Origin of the sequence: Micromonospora sp. NPDC005194 (assembly GCF_040608335.1) — a bacterium.
In the GTDB taxonomy this organism is placed as follows: domain Bacteria; phylum Actinomycetota; class Actinomycetes; order Mycobacteriales; family Micromonosporaceae; genus Micromonospora.
On record NZ_JBEXIA010000002.1, the window covers coordinates 272263 to 294380 of the forward strand.

At 71.1% G+C, this 22118-nt stretch carries 20 protein-coding genes and 3 tRNA genes; 11 read left to right on the plus strand and 12 right to left on the minus strand.

Annotated features, from left to right (window positions below; all coding sequences use genetic code 11):
* Positions 1–40: 40 nt before the first annotated feature.
* A complete protein-coding gene (locus ABZU53_RS02870) occupies positions 41–1642 on the minus strand; it encodes a ricin-type beta-trefoil lectin domain protein (RefSeq protein ID WP_354857289.1) in 1602 nt (533 codons plus the stop codon).
* A 191-nt stretch (positions 1643–1833) separates the two neighbouring features.
* Complete coding sequence (locus ABZU53_RS02875) at positions 1834–4020, minus strand: glycosyltransferase family 39 protein (protein WP_355063485.1); 2187 nt, start codon at positions 4018–4020, stop codon at positions 1834–1836.
* A gap of 124 nt (positions 4021–4144) precedes the next feature.
* On the opposite strand from ABZU53_RS02875, the gene ABZU53_RS02880 reads away from it, so the two are divergent.
* Positions 4145–4849, plus strand: coding sequence for a glycosyltransferase family 2 protein (locus ABZU53_RS02880; protein WP_355063487.1), 705 nt, complete (start codon positions 4145–4147; stop codon positions 4847–4849).
* A 59-nt stretch (positions 4850–4908) separates the two neighbouring features.
* Positions 4909–5364: a redox-sensitive transcriptional activator SoxR gene (soxR, locus tag ABZU53_RS02885; protein ID WP_354857283.1), complete on the plus strand. Its 456-nt coding sequence runs from the start codon at positions 4909–4911 to the stop codon at positions 5362–5364.
* Here soxR and ABZU53_RS02890 read toward each other — a convergent pair.
* A complete protein-coding gene (locus ABZU53_RS02890) occupies positions 5347–6324 on the minus strand; it encodes an NAD(P)H-quinone oxidoreductase (protein ID WP_355063489.1) in 978 nt (325 codons plus the stop codon). The genes soxR and ABZU53_RS02890 overlap by 18 nt on opposite strands.
* 301 nt (positions 6325–6625) lie before the next feature.
* Here ABZU53_RS02890 and ABZU53_RS02895 point away from each other — a divergent pair.
* Positions 6626–6712, plus strand: a tRNA-Ser gene (locus tag ABZU53_RS02895).
* Positions 6713–6730: 18 nt separating this feature from the next.
* On the opposite strand, the gene ABZU53_RS02900 is transcribed toward ABZU53_RS02895, so the two are convergent.
* Positions 6731–6904 carry a hypothetical protein gene (locus ABZU53_RS02900; protein WP_355063491.1) on the minus strand — a complete coding sequence of 58 codons (174 nt, stop codon included), beginning with the start codon at positions 6902–6904 and terminating at the stop codon, positions 6731–6733.
* A 119-nt stretch (positions 6905–7023) separates the two neighbouring features.
* Positions 7024–7530 carry a helix-turn-helix domain-containing protein gene (locus tag ABZU53_RS02905; RefSeq protein WP_354857276.1) on the minus strand — a complete coding sequence of 169 codons (507 nt, stop codon included), beginning with the start codon at positions 7528–7530 and terminating at the stop codon, positions 7024–7026.
* Positions 7531–7823: 293 nt separating this feature from the next.
* Here ABZU53_RS02905 and ABZU53_RS02910 point away from each other — a divergent pair, with 293 nt between their 5' ends.
* Both ABZU53_RS02910 and ABZU53_RS02915 read left to right on the plus strand, forming a co-directional pair.
* Positions 7824–9035: a helix-turn-helix transcriptional regulator gene (locus ABZU53_RS02910; protein ID WP_354857274.1), complete on the plus strand. Its 1212-nt coding sequence runs from the start codon at positions 7824–7826 to the stop codon at positions 9033–9035.
* A 340-nt stretch (positions 9036–9375) separates the two neighbouring features.
* Positions 9376–9681 carry a hypothetical protein gene (locus ABZU53_RS02915; protein ID WP_354857271.1) on the plus strand — a complete coding sequence of 102 codons (306 nt, stop codon included), beginning with the start codon at positions 9376–9378 and terminating at the stop codon, positions 9679–9681.
* Between the two features lie 10 nt (positions 9682–9691).
* On the opposite strand, the gene ABZU53_RS02920 is transcribed toward ABZU53_RS02915, so the two are convergent.
* Positions 9692–9823: a hypothetical protein gene (locus ABZU53_RS02920; RefSeq protein ID WP_355063493.1), complete on the minus strand. Its 132-nt coding sequence runs from the start codon at positions 9821–9823 to the stop codon at positions 9692–9694.
* Between the two features lie 167 nt (positions 9824–9990).
* Here ABZU53_RS02920 and ABZU53_RS02925 point away from each other — a divergent pair, with 167 nt between their 5' ends.
* Complete coding sequence (locus ABZU53_RS02925; protein ID WP_354857267.1) at positions 9991–10533, plus strand: YbhB/YbcL family Raf kinase inhibitor-like protein; 543 nt, start codon at positions 9991–9993, stop codon at positions 10531–10533.
* 64 nt (positions 10534–10597) lie between these two features.
* Here ABZU53_RS02925 and ABZU53_RS02930 read toward each other — a convergent pair whose 3' ends face one another.
* Positions 10598–11308, minus strand: coding sequence for a class I SAM-dependent methyltransferase (locus tag ABZU53_RS02930; protein ID WP_354857265.1), 711 nt, complete (start codon positions 11306–11308; stop codon positions 10598–10600).
* Positions 11309–11519: 211 nt separating this feature from the next.
* Between ABZU53_RS02930 and ABZU53_RS02935 the strand changes: the two genes are divergently transcribed.
* Positions 11520–13349 carry a hypothetical protein gene (locus ABZU53_RS02935; protein ID WP_355063495.1) on the plus strand — a complete coding sequence of 610 codons (1830 nt, stop codon included), beginning with the start codon at positions 11520–11522 and terminating at the stop codon, positions 13347–13349.
* A gap of 32 nt (positions 13350–13381) precedes the next feature.
* On the opposite strand, the gene ABZU53_RS02940 is transcribed toward ABZU53_RS02935, so the two are convergent.
* Complete coding sequence (locus tag ABZU53_RS02940; RefSeq protein ID WP_354857362.1) at positions 13382–14164, minus strand: IucA/IucC family C-terminal-domain containing protein; 783 nt, start codon at positions 14162–14164, stop codon at positions 13382–13384.
* 330 nt (positions 14165–14494) lie between these two features.
* Here ABZU53_RS02940 and ABZU53_RS02945 point away from each other — a divergent pair, with 330 nt between their 5' ends.
* Positions 14495–16024: a peptide deformylase gene (locus tag ABZU53_RS02945; RefSeq protein ID WP_355063497.1), complete on the plus strand. Its 1530-nt coding sequence runs from the start codon at positions 14495–14497 to the stop codon at positions 16022–16024.
* A gap of 69 nt (positions 16025–16093) precedes the next feature.
* Here the strand turns inward: ABZU53_RS02945 and ABZU53_RS02950 are convergent, their stop codons facing one another.
* Positions 16094–17209: a globin domain-containing protein gene (locus tag ABZU53_RS02950; RefSeq protein WP_355063499.1), complete on the minus strand. Its 1116-nt coding sequence runs from the start codon at positions 17207–17209 to the stop codon at positions 16094–16096.
* A gap of 144 nt (positions 17210–17353) precedes the next feature.
* On the opposite strand from ABZU53_RS02950, the gene ABZU53_RS02955 reads away from it, so the two are divergent.
* On the plus strand, positions 17354–18124 hold the full coding sequence (locus ABZU53_RS02955; RefSeq protein WP_354857257.1) for a CPBP family intramembrane glutamic endopeptidase: 771 nt from the start codon (positions 17354–17356) through the stop codon (positions 18122–18124).
* Between the two features lie 4 nt (positions 18125–18128).
* Here the strand turns inward: ABZU53_RS02955 and ABZU53_RS02960 are convergent, their stop codons facing one another.
* On the minus strand, positions 18129–19505 hold the full coding sequence (locus ABZU53_RS02960; protein WP_355063501.1) for a hypothetical protein: 1377 nt from the start codon (positions 19503–19505) through the stop codon (positions 18129–18131).
* A 134-nt stretch (positions 19506–19639) separates the two neighbouring features.
* Between ABZU53_RS02960 and ABZU53_RS02965 the strand changes: the two genes are divergently transcribed.
* Both ABZU53_RS02965 and ABZU53_RS02970 read left to right on the plus strand, forming a co-directional pair.
* A tRNA-Ser gene (locus tag ABZU53_RS02965) sits at positions 19640–19730 on the plus strand.
* 35 nt (positions 19731–19765) lie between these two features.
* Positions 19766–19838, plus strand: a tRNA-Arg gene (locus ABZU53_RS02970).
* A gap of 267 nt (positions 19839–20105) precedes the next feature.
* On the opposite strand, the gene ABZU53_RS02975 is transcribed toward ABZU53_RS02970, so the two are convergent.
* Together ABZU53_RS02975 and ABZU53_RS02980 are read right to left on the minus strand one after the other, a co-directional pair.
* Complete coding sequence (locus ABZU53_RS02975) at positions 20106–21530, minus strand: hypothetical protein (RefSeq protein ID WP_355063503.1); 1425 nt, start codon at positions 21528–21530, stop codon at positions 20106–20108.
* Positions 21527–22057, minus strand: a complete 531-nt coding sequence (locus tag ABZU53_RS02980; protein ID WP_355063505.1) for a SigE family RNA polymerase sigma factor — start codon at positions 22055–22057, stop codon at positions 21527–21529. Before ABZU53_RS02980 ends, ABZU53_RS02975 begins: the two co-directional genes overlap by 4 nt.
* Positions 22058–22118: the final 61 nt, after the last annotated feature.

Sequence of the window (22118 nt, forward strand, 5' to 3'; positions counted from 1 at the left end):
GACGGGCCCCCGGGTGTACGCCCGGGGGCCCGTCACTGTCTCAGTAGACGCGGGAGCCGATGAAGTCGTCGTGACCGTAGCCGACCGGGTTGGCGAAGCTGCGCGACTCGTACGACCACTGCTGGCGGGTGCTGCTGGAGCAGGTGGCCAACCGCAACCGGGGGGTGCCCAGCCACGGGTTGTCGAACGCCACGCAGAGGTTGCTGGCGCTCGCCGGCTTGAGCTGGTTGCCGGCGAACACGAACTGCTGGGCGGCGGTGCCGTTGCAGTCGTAGACGTTGACCGCGGTGCCGGCGGTCATCGAGCTGTTGGAGACGTCCAGGCACCGGTCGTGGGACAGCTCCGAGTGCAGCGAGCGCCGGGCGGAGTCGTACCAGAAGCCCTGGTTACGACCGCCGTGACAGGTGTACGGCTGCTGGGGGGTGCCGTTGCGGGAGTCGTACCCCTTGCCGTCGACGCAGGTGCCGGTGGCGAGGTTGCGCAGTTGCTTGAACTCCAGCAGGCCCGGGTAGAGCACACCACTGCCGGTGCTGGCCGGGTCGACGCAGCTGGCCCGCTGCTGCCCGGAGTTCCAGAACTGCGTGATGCACTGGGCGAACATGCCGTGCCCGCGGGCGTTGGGGTGGAACGACTGCCGGGCGGCGTTCTCGTCCCAGATTCCCACCTCGATGTAGAGCCCGCGAACCGAGGTGTTGTCGGTGCACGCCTCGTGGCCGTGGAAGAGCCGGCTCGCGTCGAGGTAGCGGGTGCCGGTGTTCGCCGCGGCGGTTCGCAGCGCCGACTCGAACAGCGGCACCGCCTTGTTCCGGGCGAACGCGGCGTCGGCGAGGTAGAGCAGGCAACCGCCGGAGTACCAGCCGGGGAAGTTCGGGTTGTCCTCGACGTCGGGGCTGCCCGGGCTCGGGTAGGACATCAGCACCAGCTCGTAGTCCGAGCGCAGGTAGCCGGCGTTGGTCATGGTCTGCCGGATGTCGTTGAGCGCGTCGGTCACGGCCTGGCGGCTGCCGTCGGTGCGGATCGTCCACTGGTCGGTGTAGGTGGGGTAGCAGGCGCCCTGGAAGAAGACCCGGCGTATGGCGCAGTCGGTGGCGACCGGCCCGAACTGGATGGTGCCGTCGCCGTTCGCGCCGACCACCACCCAGATCAGCTTGACGTGCGTGTTGCGCGCCTTGATCCCGAGGTAGTCGCCCTGGTTCAGCTCGTTGTGCTGCGTCGGGCCACCGGCGATGAGGTTCCACGGCGTGGCGCCGGAGCAGGCGAGGTTGTACTGGGCGTCCGACGGGATGCCGGTGCGGAACACCGCCTGGTCGTATGAGCGGTCGCACCAGTTGTCGGCCTGATGGGTGCCGGGGACATAGTTGCCGACGCCCTCGCCGGAGATCTCGCTGTCGCCCATGGTGATCAGTGCGGTGCGGCGTTGCTCGATCGGGCGGATCGCGGGGCTGCCGTAGAGGGCGGTCGCCTCGGCGGCCCGGATGGCCTCCAGGTTGGCCGGGAGTGGTGCAACGGCGGGTCGGTCGGCGGCGGTGGCGGGGGCGGCCGGTCCGGCGAGCATCGGCAGGACGAGAGCGGCGACGGCGACGGCGACGGTGGTGGCCCGTCGTCGGGTCGCGCGTTTGGGCCTGGCGGGGGTGGCAGGCATCGACACACTCCTTTCGGCTCAATCGTGGGAGGTCGATTGAGTTACCAGACGGTAACGTGCGGATCAACAGATGTGAATGCGCCTCGGATCCTTGCGCGCGGGATGCAGAACCGCCCGGATCGGACGATCCGGGCGCTCGGCTCGGCTCGGCTCGGCTCGGCCCGGCTCGGCTCGGCCCGAGCATCCGGCGGTCAGCGGGCGGGCGGCAGGGCGTAGCCCACGTAGCCGCGGAACTCCAACCGCCAGCCGGCCGGAACCAGCTTGGCGCAGGCGGGCTGACTGCCGGTGCAGACGATCGCGTCCACCGAGGCCGGGTCGGCCGGCGGCCGTTCCGGCAGAACCGACTGCAACGACACCAGCTCCGGCGAGCCGCCGTCCGGCTGGCGCAGCAGCAGCCACCACGGGTACTCCCAGTTGTCGTTCTGCTCCACCAGCCCGATCCGCCGGGCGCCGCTGTCGCGGACCGCCGCCGCTGCCCAGCGGAACTCGTCGGCCCACTGCGGCCGGCGCAGGAACCGGGTGTCCCAGTCCGAGGTGGTGAAGACCGAGCCGGAGCCGACGAGCCGGCGCGGGAAGCCGTACGACAGCGCCAGCACCCCGGCCAGCGCCGAGGTGGCCAACACGGCGACGGTCGCCACGGTGGCCACCGACCGCCGCCGTGCCGTCACCCCGGGCTCCGGGCTCGCGTGGCGGCGCAGGAGCGCGTCCAGCCACAAACCGGCGAGCGGCACGGCGAGGACCAGGGCGTAGAGCAGCAGCCGGTTACCCCACGGCTGCCACTTGAGCATCGCGGTGTGCAGCAGCACGGTGGTCAGCACCACCACGGCGTACGAGCGCAGCGGCCCCACCTGCCCGGCATCGAGCCGGCGTGGGCGGACGAGCGCGGCCAGCGCGCCGAGCAACGCGAGTGCCCCGGCGATCGGGAACGCCACCCGGTCCTCGTCCGGATACCAGGCGGGCACCGGGAAGACCTCCCGACCGAAGGTGATCGCCCGGTCCTGAGGGTCGACACCGATCACGTCCGCGCCCTCGATGATCGCGTCCGCGCTGGCGCTGCGCAGCGGCGCCAGCGGCGTGTCGAACGCCGTGTGCCCGATCCGCAGCGCGTTGACCAGGATCGACGCCGGATCGTGCCGTTCCATCGGGATCGACTCCCGCAGCCGCGGGGGGCCCAGCGGATGCCCGAACTCGGCGGTCACCCGGGTCAGGAACGGGCCGACCACCAGCGCCGCCACCACCAGGATCAGCGCCGAGCCACCGACGACGCGGGCCACCGGAGCGACCGGCCGAACCCGACGGGCGGCCGGTGCCCGGTCGGCCAGGGCCAGCCGGAGCTGGGCCAGTCCCCACAGCACCAGCAGCGGACCCACCGCGATCAGGCCACTGGTCTTGGTCACCGCCGTCAACCCGGTGGCCGCGCCCAGGCCCAGCAGCGTCCCCCAACCGGTCCGCCGACGCAGCCCGTCCAGGACGAGGGTCGCCGCGCACGCCACCCACGCCGCGCAGACCAGGTCGGTCTGCGTACTGGTCGCCTGGAGCACCACCATCGGGGTGCTGGCCAGCACGAATGCGGTGATCAACTGAGCCCGCCGGCCGCCGCCGAGCTGCGCGGTGATCCGTGCGGCCACCAGCAGGCAGAGCACCCCGGCGGCCCACTGCACCAGGTTGTGCAGCGCGTCTCCGCCGGTGAGCAGGCGCAGGTGCAGGAGCAGGTACTCCGCGCCGGGTGGGATGGTCACCTGCCGGTGGATGGCGGTGGGCCAGAAGTCCAGGTCACCCTGGGCCACCCAGTGCTCGACCTTGGGCAGGTGGTAGGTCTGCGAGTCGAAGTTGTTCGGCTCGGCCAGCAGCGCGACCAGCAACTCCAGCAGCACCAGTCCCCCGATGCCGCCGGCGAGCAGCCGCTCGCCCCGACTCGCCGTACGCCAGATCTCGGCTGCCCTGCGCAGGCCGGCGCGTACCTCACCGGTCGGGACCGGCGTGGCGTCGCGCCCGCCGGCCGGGCCGCGGTCGGCGAGCGGGACGGACGTCTCCGGGCCGCCGCCGGCGGTCACCGCCGCGCCGACCGGCACCCGCCGGGACGTCGCGGCGGGCACCTCGGCGGCCGGCGTCTCCCGGCGCCAGCGCAGGCCCACCGCCGTCGCGGTGGCGAGCAGGAAGAGCAGCCAGGCGGCGACGAACGCCGGCCGGGTCAGCGCGTGCAGCGCGCCGAGTACCTCGACGACGAGCACCGCGTACGCCCCGGCGACCAGGGCCGCGCGCACCGCGGCGAGCCGTGACGGCGACACCGCGTCGACCCCGCGGGGCTTCGTCGCGACCGTGAGCAGGAGCACCGAGGCGGCGGGGAGCACCGCGAGCAGGGAGCCGGCAGCCGACATGGCGGGAAGTAAACACCATCGCGCTGAGCCCGCCACGCCGACTGTCCGACGGTGGCGGCCACCGTCGGGCTGACCAGCCAGGCTAGGCTAGGCCCGACGTGTTGTCGCCACCGTGGAGATTCCCGTGAAGCTCTCGATCCTCATGCCGGTCTACAACGAGGAAGAACGCATCGCGGATGCCCTCAAGCAGGCGTTGGCGGTTGACTACCCCTGCGAGATCGAGCTGGTCGTCGTCGACGACGGCAGCCGGGACGGCACCGGCGAGGTCCTCGGCCGCGCCGACGACGCCCGCCTACGGGTGATCACCCACCAGCGCAACGCGGGCAAGGGCGCGGCCATCAAGACGGCGGTCGACAGCGCCGAGGGCGAATACATGGTCATCCTCGACGCCGACCTGGAGTACGACCCGCAGGACATCCCCAAGCTGCTCGCCCCGGTGCTCGACGGGCGGGCCACGGTGGTCTACGGCAATCGCACCTTCGGCAGCCACAGCGCCTACAGCTTCTGGTACGTGATGGGCAACAAGGGCGTCACGATGGCGGCCAACGTGCTCTTCAACTCGTACATCGGCGACCTGGAGACCTGCTTCAAGCTGATGCCGGTGGAGCTCTACCGGTCGCTGGAGGTGCGCTCGCGCGGCTTCGGCATGGAGGCCGAGGTGACCGGCAAGCTGCTGCGCCGCCGGATCCGCCCGTACGAGGTGCCGATCAGCTACCGGGCGCGGGGCCGCGAAGAGGGCAAGAAGATCACCTGGAAGGACGGCGTCGAGGCGATCTGGATCCTCGGTCGCGAGCGCGCACGCCGCCGTCCCGCCGCCGCGACCCGCTGAGCGCTCATCCGTTCGGGCTAGCCTTGAGTTGAAGTCCACTTCAACTCAAGGACCCGGTGATGCAGGACTCGTTGACGATCGGCGAGCTGTCCGTCCGCTCCGGCGTCGCGCCGTCGGCGCTGCGCTACTACGAGCGGCTCGGTCTGATCCGCGCCAATCGCACCGGCGGAAACCAGCGGCGCTACGCCCGCACGGAACTGCGGCGGGTCGCCTTCATCCGGATCTCCCAGCAGGTCGGCGTCTCGCTGGACGAGATCCGCGAGGCGTTGCAATCGCTGCCCGGCGGCCGTACCCCCAGCCCACAGGACTGGGAACGGCTCTCCGCGAGCTGGCGCGGCCGGCTGGACGAGAAGATCCGGCTGCTCACCAAACTCCGCGACGACCTGGACGGCTGCATCGGCTGCGGCTGCCTGTCCCTGCAACGCTGCACGCTCTACAACCCGGGGGACGCGCTGGCCGGCGAGGGCCCCGGTGCCCGGCTCATGCTGCCCCGCGCCTCATCCGATGGTGAGTAGCACCTTCCCGACGTGGTCGTTCGACTCGACCAGCCGGTGCGCCTCGGCAGCCTCGGCCATCGGCAGCCGCCGGTCCACCACCGGGCGGACCGCGCCGGCCTCGACCAACGGCCACACCTCATCGCGTACGCCCCGGACGATCTCCGCCTTCTCGGCCAGCGGTCGGGAGCGCAGCGTGGTCGCCGCGACGCTGGCCCGCTTAGTCAGCAGCGCGCCGAGATCCAGCTCGGCCTTGCGACCACCCTGCATCCCGATCACCACGAGCCGGCCGCCGGTCGCCAGCGCGGCGACGTTCCGGCCCAGGTAGGACGCGCCCATGATGTCGAGGATGACGTCCGCGCCGTGGCCGTCGGTGGCCTTGCGGACCTCCTCGACAAAGTCCTGCTCCCGGTAGTCGATCGTGTCCGCCGCGCCCAGTTCGCGCAGGCGGGGGTGCTTGGCCGCGCGGGCGGTCGCCAGGACCGTGGCGCCGAGGGCCGCCCCGAACTGGATCGCGAACGTGCCGATCCCGCTGCCCCCGCCGTGCACCAGCAGCGTGTCACCCGAGCCGAGCCGGCCCACCCGCACCAGGTTCGACCAGACCGTGCAGGCCACCTCGGGCAGCGCCGCGGCGTCGACCAGGTCGACGCCGGCCGGCACCGGCAGCAGCTGCCCGGCGGGCACCGCGACGCGCTCGGCGTACCCGCCGCCGGCCAGCAGCGCACAGACCTCCTGGCCGACGGCCCAACCGGTCACCTCCGGGCCGATCGCGTCGATAACCCCGGAGCACTCCAACCCGAGGTACGGGGGCGCACCCGGCGGCGGCGGATACTGCCCCTGCCGTTGCAGCAGGTCAGCGCGGTTCACCGCGCTGGCCCGCACCGCGACGATCACCTCGCCCGGACCGGGCTCCGGGTCGGGGACCTCGGCCCAGACCAGCGCGTCGGGTCCACCGGGCTGCGGAACGGTGATGGCTCGCATGGCCTCAGTCTTACCCGATGCCCCCGGGCGACGCAGGCGCACCCCGGGCGCGCGCGCCGGTCGTCGGTGCTCGGCCCGGGTTCCAGGAAGGCGGGGTATCCATGACGATCTGATGCCCCGCTTTCCTGGAACGCGAGTTGATCAGGACGCTGCACGCCCCGATGCCCATGAGTGACTCCGGTCCGTGCCACAGTGGACGCAGCGGCGCCCGCCTGACCGGCGCTTGCGGGAGGGACGCCGAGCCGTCCGGCGGGTGGCGTGGCAGACTGTTCACGGCCGCGCACCCACGGGTGGCGGTCCGGGAGGGTTCGCCTAGTGGCCGATGGCGCTGGTCTTGAAAACCGGTAAGGCAGCGATGTCTTCGTGGGTTCGAATCCCACACCCTCCGCACAATGCCGGGCAGGCGTCAGGTCACCGGCAGGTAGGTGGCGATCCAGTCCCTCAGTCGTTTCAGCACCAGGGGATGGACGTCGACCATCTCGATCCGTTCCGCGACCACTGCCGGGTCGACGAGCCCGGCCCGGATCAGGGCGTCGGCGAAGGCGTGGTCCTTCTCCCGGCCAGCTATCAGCTTTGACACGACGCAGTCGTGCGGTTCGAGCGTGTACCCGCGCCCCGGCTGGGTGCTCTGGGACTCCACCAGTAATCAGCCGATCCCGCCACCCGTCGGGCAGCCAGGACGTGCTCCAGTTGCTCGCGTCACCCCGCTCGCTCCCAGCCATTGCGGGTGAAGGACTCAAGCACCCTCTTGCGCTGTGGCTGCGACAGGACTGCAGCGAAGGGCGAGTTCTGTCGTAGCTCCACAGCCTCCGGATCATCCGAGGTCAGCGTCCTCAGGACGGCGTTGACACCCTCGTTGATCTTGTCTTGCCAGCGCTTCAGCCACACCTCGGTCATCGTTCCTCGGTGCTGCCGCAGGAGTCGGTCGAGATTTCCCCGGGCCTTGCCCATTACCGCGTCCGGGTCGGTGACCAAACTGCCCGCTACCGCCTGGTGCAGCCACAGCGACTTGAGCTGATCACGAGTCAGTTCCGGCTTCGGGCGCATCAGCGCCTCAACCTGGTGCCGCCTGATCCTCCGATGCGCGCCGACCTTCACGAACGGCAGTTCTCCACGCTCGCACAGGTTGACGACCTGCTGGCGCGAAGATCCAAGTAGCTTGGCAACCTGACCGGTGGTCAGAAGTTCCTCACCCGTCGTCACCATGATTCGAGCATGGGGCCACAAACGCTATAAACACAACTCGTCGGAGCGCATTTCTGCTACGCCGACACGAGGATTAGCAGAGATCGTCGAACTGGTTGGCGGCCGGTCTTCATGTCGTCAGTCATGCGCATCCCGTATCACCAGGTCAGGTCCGTGAACTCGTTGGTCTTGAAAAGACCGACGCCAGCGATGTCTTCGTGGGCCGAATCCCGCGCCCCTCAGCACATCGACGGGTGCCTCCTCGCGGCGTACGGTCGGGGTACGCGATGTACCCGATGCTGCGAGGTGCCTCCATGTCCGATCAGCAACCCACTCCCGGTCAGCGCGTCGAGCGGCTTCGTCGAGCCGCCGGCCTGTCTCGCGAGCAGCTCGCCGGCCTTGCCGGGCTCTCTCCGACCACCGTCAAGTTCGTGGAGAACGGACGTCGAAGCTTGACGTTGCGGGCCGCCCAGCAGCTAGCTCCGCACCTTGGTGTACGTGACCTCGGCGATCTGTTCGGGCCGCAGGTGACGCTGTCATTGGACGGACGACCCAGTCATCCAGCCATCGGCGACGTTCGTCGCGCACTGACCGCTTGGCAGATCACCGTCTCCGGTACGCCAGATTCCCCCGACTATCTGCGAGGTGCCGTGGACGCCGCATGGCAGACCTGGCACACCTCTCGGCATCAGCGCACCGAGGTGAGCGTCATCCTGCCCGGTCTGCTCGACGCTACCCAGCGAGCGGCCCGGCTTCACTCGGGCGACGACCGACGTGCAAGCCTCGCTCTGCTTGCTCAGGCGCATCACCTCGCACAGGCATACCTTGCTTGGCACGGTGATCGTGAGCTGTGCTGGCTGACCGTCGACCGAGGCATGGCTGCGGCCCTTGATGCCGATGACCCTCTCGCCATCGCCCAATCCACCTGGTACGCGGCGCACCTGCTGCGAGCGGTCGGCCGCGGTGACGAAGCGCTGGAGCGGTTGCGCGAGGCTCGGGCTCTGATCGAACCCCGAGTCGCCGATGGGGGCAGTGAGTGGGCCGAGATGTTGGCTGACCTGTATCTCTGTACCGCGTTGACGAGGGCCCGCACCGGTGACCAGGGCGCGTGGTCGGACTGGGATGCCGCTCGTCGGGTGGTCGAGCAGGCTCTACCAGCGGAGTTCGTCGGCCTTCGCACCCGAGTGTCGCGGCCGTTGGTCGACGTATACGCCGTGATGTGCGCGGTGGACCTAGGAGATCCTGACGAGGCCCAGAGGCGTGCGCATTCGCTCGATCCGGCGTCGATCCCGTCGACCGAGCGGCGCGGCCGACACTACGTCGAGCTTGCCCGCTCCGCCGACCTTGAGGGGGCGCGGGAGGCGACGCTTCATCTGCTGAACCTCGCCGAGACCACGTCTCCGGAGACCGTCCGATACTCGCCAGCCGCCCAGGAGTTGGCGGGGCGGCTGGCCCGGGAGGCGCCAGCGGCGATCCGCGCGGAGGCGATTCAGTTGGAGACCCGGATCGCGGTGCCGGAACTCTAGGGGTACGGCCTGTCGCTGGGTACGTCGCGTACCCTTTGCGGCCCTTCCAACTCCTTAGCGTGTCCTCACGATTGCAGTGGGTGTTGCGGGCGGCCATCTGACCCGGCGAGGGACAGCGGGCAGGCCGCCACGCCCTGAGGCGGGAGGACGCCGCGATGATCTGGCCTTTCAGTTTGCTGCGCCGGAGATCCCGGTGGCTGTCGCTCGCCGTACCACCCACGGCTATCGGTCCGGCGATCCAACGGGCAGAGCAGGAAGCAGCGCGGGCGCGGTTGCTGGCCCAGGCTCGTCATCAATCCGCCGATCGGCGGGAAACCGGTGCGGGCCGATGATTGGGGAGGTGCCCACTACCGCCAAGGCAGCTGCACGAGCCCGAGCGGCACAGGGCGAGCGGGCCGTCGCCGCACTGGATGGCCGGCTCGCTGATTTCCACGTGCCGCGCCGCCCGGAATGGACCTGCCGTAGCTGTGAGCAGGACACGCCGTGGCCGTGCGCACCGGCCCGAGTCCGTTTGGCTGAGGCCTACGGGCGGGACCGGATCGGCCTGTCCATGTACGTGGGCAGCCTGCACGCGGTGGCTGTGATGGAGCTGCCCGCCATCCCAGCGGGCGAACTGTACGAGCGCTTCGTTTCCTGGGCCCGTTGACCGCCGGCGACTATTTCCCCTCGGGCGCGTCCCGTCGGGTCTCGCGGATCGTTTCGTCGGCCAGTCGCTCGATCGCGCGGCGGCGTTCCTCGGCGAGCGCCTGCTCGTCCGGCTTGCGCAGCGCGGTGACGACGGCGACCACGAAATCGCGCCAGATCCCTAGCAAGTATTCCCCCCGTGGAAAGTTGCAGGCTGCCAACCATAGCGTCCGGCTGGTGCTGCCGGACAACCGACGCAGCCGGTCGTTCGTTGGCCCGGAACGGGGTATGAAGGGCAGGTATCTACCCAGACCGGAAGGACGCCGTCCCGATGACCCTCGAACGACCGATCGCCCCGGACCCGTACGAGCTGCTGCCGACCGTGCCCTCGTTCACCCTGACCAGTGACGACGTGCAGAACGGCGAGCCGATGGACTCCCGGCACGCGCATGGCAGCACCGGTGGTGAGAACGTCTCCCCGCAGCTGACCTGGTCGGACTTCCCCGCCGAGACCAAGAGCTTCGCCGTGACCTGCTACGACCCCGACGCCCCGACCGGCAGTGGCTTCTGGCACTGGGTGCTGGTGAACGTGCCGGTTGACGTCACGCAGTTGCCCACCGGCGCGGGCGCCGCGGCGGGCACCGACCTCGGCGGGGCCTTCTCGGTCCGCAACGACTACGGCGAGCAGGGCTACGGCGGGGCGGCGCCGCCGCCCGGTGACCGCCCGCACCGGTACGTCTTCGCGGTGCACGCCCTGGACGTCGACCGCCTGGACCTCACCCCGGACGCGAGCCCGGCCTACGTCGGCTTCAACCTGACCTTCCACACCCTCGCGAGAGCGGTGATCCGCCCCACGCACCAGATCAAGGAATGATCCGTACCCCGCGATCTTGCACTGTCCGTTCACGGTCGAGTGCAAGATCGCGGGGCGGGGTGAGTCAGGCGGGGACGCGGGCCACGGCGAAGACGGACTGGCCGAACGGGGGTCGGACGACCTGTTCGGCGGCCTTCGTGGCGGGGAGGACGAGGGTGTCGTACACCTTGACCATCGGCCCCTCCTTCGGCATCAGCCGGAAGACCTTGGTGGCCATGAAGTAGCCGATCAGCCCGAGCGCGTTGGCGTAGTGGATCTTCTCCACCGTCAGGCCGGCCTCGGTCATCGCCGCACCGAGCGTCTTCTTGGTGTACCGGCGGACGTGGCCGGTGGCGATGTCCGCCGGGCTCATGGCGAACTGGAACGCCGGCACGATGATGATCACCGCGCCGCCGGGGCGGACCAGGTCGCGCATGCTGCGCAGCGCGCCCACGTGGTCCTCGATGTGCTCCAGGACGTTGTACGAGACCGCGGCGCTGTAGTCCCCCCGGTCGTTGTGCGGGAGCAGCATCTGCCGGACGTCGATGCCGGGCTGGGCGGCGAGGCGCTCCTTGAGCTGCACCAGCCGGTCGGGGTCGGCCTCCGTGGCGGTGAACCGGGGCAGCCGCTGCGACCATTCCAGCGCGTAGTCACCGAGGCCGCTGCCGATCTCGATCGGGTCGTCACCGAGGTACGGCACCGCCAGCTCGACGAACCAGCGGCGGTGGTTGACGGCCGTTGCCAGGCCCTCCAGCACCTCGGACTGGACGCGCTGATCCCCAGTGATTTCTGCCATGCGTCGATTCCTCACGATATGAACTCGAACCGTGCCTGGACCGACAGAGTGAATCATCCGCTTGGATGGCAGAAGAATCGGGGGAGCGGTTGGCCGAATTGCGGTCGGGGGGTGGGCACGTGATCGGCGGTCGGCGAACCCGGCACATAGTACGGCAGTACCCCGAAACATGTCACGGCACCGCCATACGCTGACTACCCTATGAATTGTCATGACTACTCCCGAACCGGACGCGCCCGGCGACGGCCCGGCCACCGCGTCGCCGGTGGAGGAGGCCGGCGGCGGCGATCGGTTGCGCCGTAACGGGAAGTGGGCCGATCTGGCCGCCGTGCTGAGCTTCGTGGTGCTCGGCTTCTGGGTCACCGGGCGTCTCTGGTGGGACCCGGGCAGCGGAGTGCGAGACAACCGCTCCGACCAGTCACAGTTCGAATGGATGATGGCGCACGGTGCGCGAGTGGTCACGCATTTTGCGTACCCGTTCCAATCCGATCAGATGAACGTGCCGGACGGCGTCAACCTCATGGCAAATACGTCCGTATTATCCATTTCATTGCCAATGACGCCGGTCACCCTGCTGTTCGGGCCACGTGCGGCATTCCTGCTCTTTCTCACCCTCGGAATGATCGCCACCGCCACCGCCTGGTACTTCCTGCTCTCCCGCGTCCTGGTCGGCGCCCGGGGGCCGGCCTGGCTGGGCGCGGGCTTCTGCGCGTTCGCGCCGGCCATGGTGTCGCACGCCAACGGGCACCCGAACATCGTGTCGCAGTTCGTCGTCCCATTGATCATCTGGCGTACGCTGCGGCTCGCCGAACCCGGCCGCTGGCTGCGCAACGGGGTGCTGCTCGCTCTGGTGATCGTCTGGCAGGCGTTTCTCAACCTGGAGATCCTGCTGATGACCGCGATCGGGCTCGGCGTGATCGTCGGCGCGCTGGCCCTCGGCCGCCCCGCCCTGCGGTCACGGGCCCGGTCCTTCCTCGCGGGCCTGGCCGTCGCCGCGGTGGTCGCGGGTCTGCTGCTGGCGTACCCCTTGTACGTGCAGTTCTTCGGGCCCGGCGCCTACTCCGGGCTGTCCAGCCTGATCCGCGGCTACTCCAGCGACCTGGCCTCGTTCGTGGCGTACTCCCGGGAATCGCTGGCCGGCAGCCCGCGCACCTCCGCCGGGCTGGCCAAGAACCCGACCGAGGAGAACAGCTTCTTCGGCTGGTCGCTGCTCGTGCTGGTGGTCGCCCTGGTCTGGTGGCTGCGGCGGTCGGTGGTGGTGCTCGCGCTGGCCGGGCTCGGGCTGCTCTTCGCGGTGCTCTCGCTCGGGCGGGAGATCCGCTTCGTCGGTCACGGCACCGGCGTGCCGGGCCCCTGGGCCGCGCTGGAGAATCTGCCGATCCTGCACTCGGTGGTGCCGACCCGGTGGGCGCTGGCGATCACCCCGATCGTCGGCGTGCTGCTCGCCTACGGCGCCGAACGCGCCCGCGAACTGGCCCGTACGCATCCGGCCGCTCGGCCGCAGATCCGCTTCGCCACCGCGACCGTGCTGACGATGGCCCTGCTGCCGATCCTGCCCACCCCGCTGCCCGTGGTGAAGCTGGACCCGGTCCCCACCTTCGTGACCAGCGGGGCGTGGCGGCCGTACCTGGCTGGTGGGCGCACTGTGGTGACGTTGCCGCTGCCGGACACGAACTACGCGGAGCCGCTGCGCTGGTCCGCCGCGACCCGGCTGGACATGCCGCTGGCCCGGGGCTACTTCCTCGGACCGGACACCCGCCCGAGCGCGGAGCCGCCGAAGGTCGCGCTGTTCACCGCGCCGCCCCGGCCCACCAGCAGTTTCTTCGCCACCATCCGACGGACCGGCGCGGTGCCGCCGATCACCCCGCAGGATCGGGTCAAGGCGGTCGACGACCTGCGCTACTGGCGGGCCGGCGTGGTGATCCTCGGGCCGCACGAGCACGAGATGGAACTGCGTCGCGGAATGACCGAGCTGACCGGGATCCAACCGGTCTTCACCGGCGGCGTCTGGGTGTGGGACGTCCGGCCGCTGACCGACTGAGCGGGGCCGGCCCGGGAGTTGGACTCGCGGGATCAGCCCTGCCGGACGCAGCAGCCCTGGCAGACCTTCGGGCTGGGCAGCGTGAAGGCCAGGCAGCAGGTGCGTCGCTGCACGCTCGGCTCACCGGTCGGGCCGGGCACCAGCTCGACCAGGTCAGCCAGGTCGAGCGCGCCGAGCAGGGTGTCGATGCTCTGCACCGTCGAGCCCGGCAGCGCGTCCGCGGCCCGGAGGATGCCGTGCGCGATGCCGGAGGCGACCGAGCCGAGCAGCGTCCGGGTGCCCACCCGCACCTCCGCCTGGATCGCGGCGATCAGCGGCGCCAGGTGGGCGTCGAGCAGGGAGGCACGCAGCTCGGCCAGCAACTCGGCCTCGCCGGCGACGACGCGTACCTCCGGCAGGCCGGAGAGCGCCAGCGGGTCGCTCGGCAGCACGGCCACGGTGGTGCCGTGGCGCAGGCCCAGCGTGAGCAGGGGCCGGTGGTCCTCGAAGTGGATCAGCACGTCGGACGGGTCGAGCAGCGGCACCCGGCGGGCCGAGGCCCAGCCGAGCACGACCGGCAGCGCCGTCCAGTAGCTGTACGACTTCCAGGCCAGCGCGGCGCAGGCGTGCGGGGTGCCACCCCAGCGGACGCTGGCCGCGTGCAGCAGCTCCGGCAGGCGGGTGCCGTCGATCAGGGTGGTGGCGGGCGTCCAACCGAACTCGTCGTCGACCAGCAGGCCCCGGGCGAGACCGGGAAGGTCGTCGGTGCCGAACATGGCCCGCAGCGCCGCGGTGACGGGGGCGAGCGGCGTGGCGGTCACGTCCCGCCTCGGCATCACCGCTGTCACCGTGTCATCCCCCGTCCGCGTGACCGGGAGCGTGCCCCGGCGGACGAGCACGTCGTCCTGAGCTAAGGCTAGCCTAACCACGCCTGCCGGTCTAAGGGAAGCCTTGCCTCGGTCGGATCGGGAGGTCCGGGTCACTTCGGCTCCCGGCGGGAGCAGCGCTCCGCGCCCCGGCGTACTACCCGCGCCCGGCCTCCGAAAACGCCGCCGCAGGATCGATCACCGTCGGTGGATTGTCAAGCGTTGTGTCGACAAGGTGGCAGATGCGTGTGCGCTTCGCCACGGAACGTGAAACTAATACTCCCGGCCACGAGGAAGCCGATGACGACGTCACCCCTCGAACGGGCTGCCGACTCCTTCGCGGCCGAGCTTGCCCGCCATCGTGCCGGGCGAGGCCTGTCCAAGAAGCAACTGGCCATCCTGATGGGGTTCGACCCGTCCTACGTCAGCCACGTCGAGGGGCGCCGACACCGCCCGACCGAAGACTTCGCCCGCCGTGCCGAGGCCGTCCTGGAAGCCAGCGGCGCGATCTGGCAGCGCTTCCGGGAGTACGACGACCTCCGGCACGCCCGGTCCGGCCAACCGCACCGCGAACCCCCGCTGCCCGGCCAGTGGCTGCCCCCCGGCACCGGCCTCGTCGTCGAGCGGGAACTGGCCACCCTCACCCACACCGACGACGCCTACCGATGCGTCATCCGCCGCGAGCTCTACAACGCCGGCACCGAGCCGGTCACCCGCTACCTCGTCCGCGTCGCGGTGGACCGCTACCCGAACGACCCCGGTCGCTCCAACCGGCACCACCGGGAACACCCGCTCACCTTCGCCGAGCTGCAACTGCAGGCCCGCCGCGACGACGGCGCCGGCGACCCGGAGCCGATGCACTGGCGGGCGAAACACGACCGGGACGCGTTCAAGGAGATCTGGCTGCTCTTCGAGAACGGCGAACGGCGCTTCCCCCTCTACCCCGGAGACCGGGCCATCATCGAGTACGCGTACAGCGTCGGGCACGAGAAGTGGGGCCCCTGGTTCCAGCGGGCCGTCCGGCTGCCCACCCGGCACCTCGCCGTACGCCTGGATCTGCCGGCAGCCCTCGACCCGCAGGTCTGGGGCGTGGAGACCTCGCTCTCCGCGGAGGAGGGCCCGCTGCGGACGGCGCCGCAGCGTCGCGACGAGGGCGACCGGGCGATCTACGACTGGCAGACCGACGCCGCGCCGCTCAACGCCCGCTACCGGATGCAGTGGCGCTTTCGGGCTCGGCCGGACACCGACCCGGACGTCGGCCCCGGCGGCACCCGGGTCCGCCCCAGCGAGCGGATGCGCGGGATCGGCATCGTCCAGCGTGGGGCCGATCTCCTCCGCCAGCAGGTCCGGCAGTTCGACCTGCCCGGCGAGGAACCTGTGGCCCGGGACGTCGTGGACCGACTCACCATGGCGCTGTCCCGGCTCGACGAGCTGCACCCGTTCAGCAAGGGAGTGGGCATCGCCGCACCGCAGCTCGGCATCGGCCGTGCCGCCGCCGTGGTCCGGCCCCCCGACCGGACGGCGGAACCGGTCGTCCTGCTCAACCCGCGGGTGGTCGACGCCGACCCGGAGACCGACGAGCAGTACGAGGGGTGCCTCTCCTTCTTCGACCACCGCGGTCTGGTGCCCCGACCGCTGCGACTCGACGTGGAACACGCCCAGTACGACGGCAGCCGGATCATCACCTCGTTCGAGTTCGGCATGGCCCGGCTCGTCGCGCACGAGATCGACCACCTGGAGGGGCGGCTCTACGTCGACCGGATGGCGCCCGGCGTGCCGCTGGTGCCGGTGGAGGAATACCGGGAGACGGGGCAACCCTGGCGCTACTGAGCAGGGCGGGGACCGGGGCGCGTGCCCCAGGGGGCAGGGGCACGCGCCCCGGTGTGGGGGGAGGAACGTCTAGAGATCGCCGAACGTGTCGTAGCGGATGTTCGGCGGCGGCACCTCGTCGGCGGCCAGCACCCGCAGTGTCGACCGGACCATCTGCGCCGAGCCGGAGACGTAGCAGTCGTGCGTCGTCCACGGGCCGTACCGGGCCACCACGTCCGGGATGTCGCCCAACTCGCCGTCGAAGTCGGGGTCGTCGCTGCACGCCGCGGTGACCGACAACCACGGGTGCGCGGCCACCAACTCCTGCAGGCCGGCCAGCCCGTACAGGTCCGTCGCGTGCCGGGCGCCGTAGAAGACGTGCACCCAGCGCGTCCGGTTGTAGCCGGCCAGCTCCTCCACCAGCGCCTTGATCGGCGCCAGCCCGACGCCGCCGGCCACGCAGAGGATGTCCCGCTCGGAGGAGCGGTCCAGGGTCATCGACCCCATCGGCGCCGCCAGGCGCAGCAGGTGCCCGGGCTGTACGCGGCGGACCAGCGCCCCGGACACCCACCCCGCGCCGGGGCTCCGCACGTGGAACTCCAGCACGTTGTCGTCGTTCGGGGCGTTCGCCACCGAGTAGTTCCGCCACACCCGCGGGTGAAAGCGGGGCAGCTCCAGGCTGACGTACTGGCCCGCCCGCCAGGACAGCGGATGTTGCAGGGCCTGGCAGGTCAGCACGGCGACGTCCGAGCCGTGCCGCTCGTGGGTCAGCACCTCGGCGTGCCAGAACGGCGGGTTGTCGTCGTCGGCCGCCCCGGCCACCATCTTCGCCGCGATCGCCGCGTACGCGTCCCGCCACGCCTGGTCGTACTCCAGGTTCCAGCCGTCGCCTGCGGTGCTGCGCAGCGCATCGAGCAGCGCGACGCCCATCGTGGCGTAGTGCCGGTCGTCGACGTGGTACTTGCGGTGGTCCCGGCCCAGCGCTCGCAGGAACTCGTCGAAGCTCTCCGGGTCGTCCACGGTGTGGATCGCCGTGATGATCGCTTCCAGCAGGCGGTCACCCTGGCCGGTCATCTGCACCGGGAAGAGCTGCCGCAGGGCGGGGTCGAGCAGGAACAGTCGGGCGTAGAAGTGCCCGCTCAGCCGCTCCCGGTCCTCCTCGACGAGGGTCCAGCTCTCCTTCAGCAACCGTGCGACGTTGTCCACCGGTGCTCCTTCTCCAGACGGCAGCGGATCGGGCGCTCATAGAATCTCCACGGAGCGTGCTCACCGGTCGCACAGAATGTGCGATCGGTTCACGCCGGCCGATCGGCCGTGCCCGCGGTGCCGTCCGTCGGGCAGAGTGGTGCGGTGACCGTTGAGCTGACCCGCCCGGTGTCCCGCCGAGTCCTGGGGACCGAGACGCTGCTGGTCCTCGGCCTCTCCCTCGGCCAGTCCGCGGTCTACGCGGTGGTTTCGATCATCGCGAAGCTGACCGCCGAGGGGCCGCTCTCCAAGCAGACCGCGTCACTGAACACCTCGGCGTCGGCCCGACCCTGGCTGGACCTGACGTACCAGCTCCTCGGCATCGTCTTCGCGCTGCTGCCCGTGCTGCTCGCCGTACACCTGCTCAGCCGTGACCCCGGCGACCCGGTGCGGACCCTCGGCCTGGACGCGCGGCGGCCCGGCCAGGACCTGGCCCGGGGTGCCGGCCTGGCCGCGCTGATCGGCCTGCCCGGCCTGGCCCTGTTCTGGGCGGCGGCACAGCTCGGCATCAACGCCACGCTGGTGCCGGCGGCCCTGCCGCACGTCTGGTGGGCGGTTCCGGTGCTGATCCTCTCCGCCGTGCAGAACGCCGTGCTGGAGGAGGTGATCGTGGTCGGCTACCTGGTCACCCGGCTGCGCCAGCTCCAGTGGCGGCTCGCCGCGATCATCGCGGCCAGTGCGCTGCTGCGCGGGAGCTACCACCTCTACCAGGGCTTCGGCGCGTTCGTCGGCAACGCGATCATGGGCGTCGTGTTCAGCCTTTTCTACCTGCGAACCCGCCGGGTGCTGCCGCTGATCATCGCGCACACCCTGCTCGACGTGGTCGCCTTCGTCGGCTACGCGCTGCTGCCCCGCGACTGGTTCACCTGGCTCTGACCGCTCAGCGCCGGCCCGGCCGGTAGGCGGCCACCGCCCGCGCGGCCAACCGATCGGCCGCCGCCGCGTCACCCAACGTGGCGGCGACCACCGCCGCACCCGGCAACAGGCGGGACGCCAACCGCAACGCCACCCACCCGCCCGCCTGGGCGGTGAGCGGCGCCGCCAGCCGCCACGCGGCCTCCGCCGCCCTCGGCCAGGCGCCCTCGACCGGATCGCCAGTCGTCTGTGCCGCGAGCAGGGCCTCCTGCGCGCTCGTCGCGTCCGGATGCACCAGGGTGAGCACCAGCAGGTCGGCGGCCCGGTCACTGTGCGTCGGATCCTTGCCGTACACCGCAGCCAGTCGTAACACCAGGTTGGCCTGCGTCCACAGCACCGAGGCCAGCTCGGCGAGCGGCGCGAAGAGCCCGGCCAGCGCGGCCGCCGCCCCTCCCGCGCCGGCCGCCCGCACGTACCGCCGCGTCGCCAGCCGCGCCAGGCCGTCCGCCGGAGCGTCCGGATACCGCGCCCGCAGTCGCTGCGCCCAATCGGCCGCGCCGGGACCGAGCGCCCGGACCGCCTCCAGCGCCAGCAACTCCGGCGCGAAGCCCGGGTGGTCGCGCAGGCGGGCGATCACCGCCCGCACATCCGATTCCGGGGTACGCCCCGAAGCCGGCACCGGGTCGTGCTCTGCTCCGGCCATGGCGGTCGAGGGCTGCGGCGCCGAGGTGGCTTGCGCGGGCGTGGCGTTGCGCTTGATCGCCGGGGCGGCCTTCCTGGCTCGGGTGACCTTCCTGGCTGGGGTGATCTCGTCGGCCGGGGCGGTTTGCCTGGCTGGGGTGGCCCGCTGGGTGGGGGTGGCTTTCTTGGCCGGGAGGGCCTTCTCGGCTGAGGTGGCCTTCTTGCTGGGGGTGGCCTTGGGGGTCGCCCGCTTGTTGCCCGGCTGGTCCATTTCCGCTGCCGGGGTGCCGTCGGAGGGGCTGGCCTGGTCGGTGGCTGGGGCGGTCTCCGGCAGGCTGGCCTGCTCATCGGCCGGGGTGTTCACCGACGGGCCGGCCTGGTCGCGGGCTGGGGTGTCATTCGGTGGGCCGGCCTGGCCCGCCGGTGAGGCGTCAGGTGGCGGGCTGGCCTGGTCGGCGGCGGGTGGGACGCTCGATGCCGGAGACGAGCGGCGCGGCTGGCGGGGCAGGGGGCGCTCGGGGTCCGGTGGCTGGAACAGCACGGCCGGGGCAGCCTTGGCCCGTCGAGGACGCGGGCTCGCCGGAGCGGCTGCCGGCGGCGCAGTCGTCTCGTCGGGCTGCTCGGCGGCGGTCGGCGGCGTGAAGGTGGGCCGCGGAGAGCGTCGACGCGCTCTTTCAGCAGGCTCTCGACGGGTCGGCTCGCTCGGCGGCTGCTCCTGCATATCGATGGAGCGTAGTCCCGATCACGCCGCCGCACAGGGGTGAAACACGGGGACCGGGCCGTACCCCGGAAGTCGTTTTGCTCCCGGTGGGTGGCGACCTGTATCCTCGGGCGCGGTGGTCTGCGGATCACCAGGGAGACTTCGCCTAGTCTGGTCTATGGCGCCGCACTGCTAATGCGGTTGGGGTCTTAAAGCCCCTCCCGGGTTCGAATCCCGGAGTCTCCGCGCGAAAGCCGGGTGTGTAGACTGGCTGAGCACGAGCGCCCGTAGCTCAATGGATAGAGCATCTGACTACGGATCAGAAGGTTAGGGGTTCGAGTCCCTTCGGGCGCACATCCAGCCCCCTAGCAGGCCCAACGGCCGCTAGGGGGCTTCTTCTTGTCTAGCCAGGACTGTGAAGACCTTCTTACTCTCCGCGCATGGCCAAGATCAACTTGCTCCCCCTCAACGCCTACAAGCGTGACCGTGGCGACCTGTTCGCCGTTGACGCGTTCCCGGGGATCGGGCCACCGCCCGGGGGTGCCACGTCAAGCGGACCCTGACTGCGGACGGCGGCGTGGGCGAGCCGTCTTCGGACGGCTCGCCCACGCTTTCGGTTCGTCAGGGGGTCACCCGGGTAGCCGGGCTGTCGCCCGGCAGGCCCGACATGTCGGCCTCGACCGGCGGCACCGGAGTGGCTCCGAGGACGCTGCCGTCCGTGGAGTACGCGGTGAGGGTGGCCGGCTGGTCCGGCGGTATCCGGGTGATGCCGGCGTTCGACGCGTCGAGGGTGACCGTGGCGGGGGGTGCGCCGCCGACCGTGACCGTGACGCGGGCTGCGTCCGGCGGGGCGATCACCCGCACCTGGTCCGTCGGCGTGCGGGTGCCGTTGTCGGCCCGGATCCGCCAGCCGATTGGTCGCTGGTCGGCGCCCTCGGCCGGCAGCAGCAGCCGCAGGTCGGTCGACCAGCCGGTTCGGTCGTCGCCGTGTCTGGCGTACGCGATCACCCCGCCGCCGGCAGGCTGCACGGTGAGCAGCGTGGCGGCTTGGCCGTGCCCGCTGCCCGACCAACGCACCCGGACTGTCGTCCCGGCAGCCGGGAGACGACTGTCGAGGAGTGCCGATTGGACGAAGTCGCGCAGGCTGGCATCGTCCAGCGGCGTACCTCGGGCACCCCGTCGGGCGCCGGCGAGCAGGATGTCCATCTCCGGTCCGGTCGGGTCGATCGCGTCGTACGGGCCGCCGCCCAGGCCCCCCTGGTAGAGCAGCTGGTCGCCACGGGTGACCCGGACGACGGGTTCGTTCCGAAGCGGCGCGGGGGGCAGGACGGCGAACCCGACCCCGCTGCCGTCCGCCCTGGCGAGGTCCTGGTACTCCAGGGTTCCCCTCGGTGTGTACCGAGGGTCGCCACTGATCATCACGGTGGATTCGGCCGGCCCGACGACGACCGCGAATCCGCCCCGGTCGGGACCGGCCTGCATCAGGGTCATCACCGGGTCGTCGACGCCCTCGCTGTGGCCGGCGTAGCGCATCTGTTCGGCACCGGCCCCGGCCGGACCCACGTACCAGACCAGCGCCTGCTTGCTCAGTAGGCCGAGGCGGAGCGGCACCGCGACCAGCGCGACCCGCTGGCCCGGCTGGTCACTGCCGTAAAGCAAACGAATCCGGTCACGATCGCCGACCTTCCAGATGCCGTCCGGGCTCCATCCACCCAACGGGCTGTCGGTGCTGATCCGCGCCCGCAGCGAGCCCAGCCAGGCCTGATCGCCGGCCAGCGCGCCCCGGGGCGGCGCGTCGAGCAGCGCTGTCGGGGCGGCAGCGACCGCGATGCCAGGCGCCCATCCGGGCAGGGGCACCACGTTGGTCTGGACCCCCACGAGCGCGACTCCGACCGCAGCGGCCACCACCGCCCGCATCAGCCGCGTCCGCCGGTGCCGTCGCTCGCGCCGGGCGAACCCCGGCCACGGGTCCTCAGCTACGTTGACGCCGTGCGCGGCCTGCCATAGCGCAGGACTGAGCGTCGAATCTGCGAAGCTCTCGGTCATGCCAGTTCCTCCTCAAGCCGTACCGGGGACTGGGAGGCGGGTGGGGCGAACTCCACCCGCATCCGGGCCAACCCGCGCGACGCCTGGCTCTTCACCGAGCCGATGGAACAGCCGAGAACCTTGGCGGTGTCCGCCTCGCTGAGGTCCTCGAAGTAGCGCAGCACCAGAACCGCCTGGGTCCTGGGGGGCAACCGCCGCAGCGCGGTGAGGAGCAGTTGCCGCTCCTCCACCTGCGCGTACGCGTCCGGCGTCGACGCGCTGTCGGAGGTCAGCAGCGGCACCTCCAGCGGCCGCCGCCGACGCCGCCAGGAGATCGCCGTGTTGACCATCACTCGGCGTACGTAGACCTCGGGGGCGTCCCTGCGCAGTACCCGCCCCCAGCGCCGATGAGTCTTCTCCAACGCCGACTGCGCCAGGTCCTCCGCTGTTCCCCGGTCGCCGGTCAGCAGGTAGGCCGTTCGGAGCAACGGCCCCCACTGTCGTTGTACGAACAGCCGGAACTGTTCGTCGTCCTCGTACCGACTCACGCCACCTCCAGGTCATATCCGCCTCGCGATCACGAGCGGATGCAGAGAGAGACGCGACCGG